Source organism: Kineococcus glutinatus, assembly GCF_039542765.1.
GTDB lineage: Bacteria > Actinomycetota > Actinomycetes > Actinomycetales > Kineococcaceae > Kineococcus_A > Kineococcus_A glutinatus.
On record NZ_BAABIL010000438.1, the window covers coordinates 1 to 3779 of the forward strand.

At 76.6% G+C, this 3779-nt stretch carries 6 protein-coding genes; 2 read left to right on the top strand and 4 right to left on the bottom strand.

Features of this window, described 5'->3' with window-relative positions:
- A partial coding sequence (locus ABEB16_RS15400; RefSeq protein WP_425560212.1) for an LGFP repeat-containing protein occupies positions 1-424 on the top strand: 424 nt, incomplete at its 5' end.
- 31 nt (positions 425-455) lie between these two features.
- On the opposite strand, the gene ABEB16_RS15405 is transcribed toward ABEB16_RS15400, so the two are convergent.
- Positions 456-1235, bottom strand: coding sequence for an alpha/beta fold hydrolase (locus ABEB16_RS15405; RefSeq protein ID WP_345713109.1), 780 nt, complete (start codon positions 1233-1235; stop codon positions 456-458).
- Positions 1236-1366: 131 nt separating this feature from the next.
- On the opposite strand from ABEB16_RS15405, the gene ABEB16_RS15410 reads away from it, so the two are divergent.
- On the top strand, positions 1367-1750 hold the full coding sequence (locus tag ABEB16_RS15410) for a VOC family protein (RefSeq protein ID WP_345713110.1): 384 nt from the start codon (positions 1367-1369) through the stop codon (positions 1748-1750).
- A gap of 43 nt (positions 1751-1793) precedes the next feature.
- On the opposite strand, the gene ABEB16_RS15415 is transcribed toward ABEB16_RS15410, so the two are convergent.
- From ABEB16_RS15415 to ypfJ, 3 genes are all read right to left on the bottom strand, one after another.
- Positions 1794-2441 carry a nucleoside/nucleotide kinase family protein gene (locus ABEB16_RS15415; RefSeq protein ID WP_345713111.1) on the bottom strand — a complete coding sequence of 216 codons (648 nt, stop codon included), beginning with the start codon at positions 2439-2441 and terminating at the stop codon, positions 1794-1796.
- Between the two features lie 78 nt (positions 2442-2519).
- Positions 2520-2915 (bottom strand): GNAT family N-acetyltransferase, encoded by a 396-nt coding sequence (locus tag ABEB16_RS15420; protein WP_345713112.1) that lies wholly within the window; start codon positions 2913-2915, stop codon positions 2520-2522.
- Between the two features lie 48 nt (positions 2916-2963).
- On the bottom strand, positions 2964-3779 hold an 816-nt coding region (ypfJ, locus tag ABEB16_RS15425; protein WP_345713113.1), incomplete at its 5' end, for a KPN_02809 family neutral zinc metallopeptidase.

Consider the following 3779-nt stretch of genomic DNA (forward strand, 5'->3'; position numbering starts at 1 on the left):
GGGCGGCAACATCTACTGGAGCCCGGCCACCGGCGCCCACGAGGTGCACGGGCAGATCCTGGCCCGCTACGCCGCCCAGGGCTGGGAGAACGGCCTGCTGGGCTTCCCCCGCACCGGGGAGATCCGCACCCCCAACGGTGCCGGCGCCTACGCCGTCTTCGAGGGCGGCTCCGTCTACTGGACCGCGCGCTGGGGCGCGTGGGTCACGTACGGCGCCATCCGCGACGCGTGGGCCGGTCAGGGCTACGAGAACGGCTGCCTCGGCTTCCCCGTCACCGGGGAGTTCGACTACGGCCCGGCCGGCACCCGCGTGCAGCAGTTCGAGGGCGGCTGGATCTCCTGGACCGCCGCCGGCGGGGCGCGCGTCAACGCCTATCCCGACACCGCCACCTACCGCGACGCGGGCCTGTACCCCCGCTGCTGAGCCGCCCCCGCGCGGCAGGCGCCCGCCGGGCTCACGTCCCGGCGGGCGCCTGCGCGAGGAACCGGCCGAGCACCGCCGCCAGCAGCGGCGGGGCCTCCTGCATCGGGTAGTGCCCCACCTGCGCGAGCGGCACCACCTCGACGTCCGGGCGCAGCGGCGCCAGCAGCTCCCGCACCGCCGCGGCGCGCATCACGGGGACGTCCTCCTCGCCGGTCACCGCCAGCAGCGGCACCCGCACCGGCGCGGCGGGCTCCGGCAGGCCGTCGCGGGCGAACATCGCGACGTAGCCGGCCACCGCCTCCGGGTCCGCCGCCTCCCGCCAGCGCCGCAGCTTCAGCTCCAGCCACGACGCGCCCAGCCGCTCGCCCCACATCTGCGATAGCCGCGCCCGGCGCACCTCGTCGTCGCCGCGCGCCACCGCCCGCGGAGCCGCCAGCCCCGCCTCGTCGGCGCCGAACCCCGCCGGTGGTGGCGGGCACAGCACGGCGGCGCGCACGAGGCGGTCGGGGCAGTGCTGCGCCAGGTGCAGCGCGACCAGGCTGCTCATCGAGTGCCCGACGACCGCGAACCGCGCCCAGCCGAGCGAGTCCGCCAGCGCCAGCACGTCCGCGACCGCCGTGCGCAGGTCGTGCGGGCCGGGCAGGTGCCGGGAGCGGCCGTAGCCGCGCAGGTCGGTCAGCGCCCACGTGCAGCGCCCGGTGTCCAGGTACGGGCGGGTCGGCCCCCAGCTCCAGGCGTCGCTGATCCAGTCGTTGAGCACCACCACGCCCAGCGGGCCCGACCCCACGAGCCCGGTCCCCAGCAGCTCCACCGCGCACCTCCGTCCTCGCGCCGGGTTCCCCACCCCTGCGCCGGACGCTACCGGCGGGTGGGGCGCCGGGAACCGGCCGTTCGCCCAGAGCGCGCCTCCCCGTGTCGGGGGGCGTCGCTAGCGTCGCGGCCATGATCGACCACCTCTCCCTGCAGTGCGCCGACCCCGCCGCGACGGCCGGGTTCTACCTCGACGTCTTCGCCCCGCTCGGGGTGGGGGAGGTGATGCGCTTCCCCGTCCCCGAGGGCCTCGTCATCGGGCTGGGCACCGGCGGTGACAGCATCCCGCTGTGGTTCGGCCCCCTCGTCGACCCCGGTACCCGGCCCGTGCACCTCGCGCTCGCGGCGCCGTCGCGGGAGGCCGTCGACGAGGTCTTCGCCGCCGCGGTCCGCCGGGGCGCGGAACCGCTGCACGAGCCGCGGCTGTGGCCGGAGTACCACCCGGGCTACTACGGCGCGTTCTTCCGCGACCCCGACGGCAACAACGTCGAGGCCGTCCACCACGGCGCGCCCTGACGGACCGGCTGCCCCGGCGGGGGACGGACCCCCGGGGGTCGTGTCAGCGCAGCAGCACGGGTGCGGCCAGGTCGTCGTTGTCGACGACGCGGGTGGCGTGCTGCCGCGGTGCCGCCTCGGCCAGGTACAGCCGCTGCCCCTCGACGTAGCGGCGGTTCGCCGGCGCCGCCGGGTCGGGCGAACCGCGTCCGTCGCGTTCGGCACAGCGCCGCAGCGACGTGGCCCGCTCCACCTCCAGCCACAGCGACCAGCTCCAGCGCTCCCGCAGTTCCGGGCGGTGCAGGAAGATTCCGTCGAGGACGAGCACCGACCCCGGGGCCGCCCGCGCGGCAGGTGCCGGGTCGGAGGTGTCGGTGGCGACGTCGAACACGCGGGTGCGGTGCACGCCGTCCCCACCGGGGCCCAGCGGGTCGAGCAGTTCCCGCAGCAGCGCCGCCAGGTCGTAGGAGTCGCGGTAGAAACCCTCCGGGCTCTCGCGCCCGCGCGCGTACCGAAGGGCGCGGGGCCGGTGGAAGCCGTCGACGGAGGCGCGGACCACCGCCCGGCCGCGGGCGCGCAGGGCTGCGGCCAGCTCGTCGGCGAACACCGTCTTGCCGGCGCCGTCGACGCCGTCGATCCCGACGCGGACGTACGGGTCGCCGCGCAGGGCCGCGATCTCCGCGGCCAGCCGGTCGACGAGCGGTGCGCGCACGCGGGAATCGTGCCAGGGTTCCGCGGCAGCGTGCCGTTCGCGCCCGGGGCGCCGGTGAAGCCGCACCCCCCGCGCCCGTCACAGCCGCAGCAGGCCGGCGGCCGTCGGCTCGAAACCGCACGCGTCGCGGTAGAAACCCGCCAGGTGCGGCTCGTGGTCGACGTGCAGCCACTCGCAGCCCGCCGCCCGGGCACCGTCCCGCGCCGTCGCCACCAGCCGGCGCCCGATGCCGCGGCGGCGGTGGGAGGCGGCGGTCGCGGTGTCCAGCAGCACGGCGTGGACGCCGCCGTCGCCGATGACGTTGACGAAACCCACGAGGCGGCCGTCGTCGCGGGCGCAGACCCACCCCACGCTGTACCGGGCCAGCCGCTGCCCCCACGGGGTGTCCCCGACCGGGTGGCCGAAGGCCTCGGCGTGCAGCCGTTCCAGCTCCCCGTCCCCGACGCCGCCGCGCCACGAGCACTCGATGTCCACGCCGCGACGGTAGGGGGCGGTGTCAGGACCGGTCGACCGGCCCGCCGCTCAGCCCAGGTCCGCCGCGGCGAAGGTGTCGCACCGCGCCGGGTCACCGGTCTCGAACCCGGTGGTGAACCAGTGCCGGCGCTGCTCGGACGTGCCGTGCGTGTACGTGCTCGGGTCGGTGCCGCCGTCGCCGAGGTTCGTCTGGATGAAGTCGTCCCCGATGCGGCCGGCGGCGTCCAGGGCGCGGTCGACGTCGTCGGCGGTGATCTCGGCGATGAGGGGGGCGCCGGAGTCGTCGGGCACCGTGGTGGCGTGGTTCGCCCACGTCCCGGCGTAGCAGTCGGCCTGCAGCTCCAGCCGCACGCTGCCGCTGTCGGGGCCCGCGTCGCCGGGCGGAACGCTGCTCGCCGTGCCGAGCAGGTTCTGCACGTGGTGGCCGTACTCGTGCGCCAGGACGTAGGAGTTCACGAACGCACCGCCCTCGGCGCCGAACCGGGTGCGCAGCTCGTCGAAGAACGACAGGTCGATGTACACGAGCTGGTCGGCCGGGCAGTAGAACGGCCCGGTCCCGGAGGACGCCGCCCCGCACGCGGTCCCGGTCCCCCCGGCGAAGAAGATCGTGTCGACGGGCGCGTACCGCGTCCCCAGCACGCCGGCCCAGTAGTCCTGGATGGACTCGATGTCGGCGACGACGGCGCACTCGGCGCTCGCGTTGGCGTCGGCCCCGGTGCGGCAGGAGGCGTCGAGCTCGCCCGCGCTCGCGGTCTGCCCCTCACCCAGCTCCTCCAGGAGGGGCGCGAGCTGGGTGCCCGTGCCGCCGCCCCCGCCGCCGAGGACCTGCAGCAGGACCACCACGATCACGCCGACGATGCCGAG

Excerpts from the sequence above, each read along its gene's own strand:
- ABEB16_RS15410 (WP_345713110.1), top strand. The coding sequence starts at position 1,367 with ATGATCGACCACCTCTCCCTGCAGTGCGCCGACCCCGCCGCGACGGCC.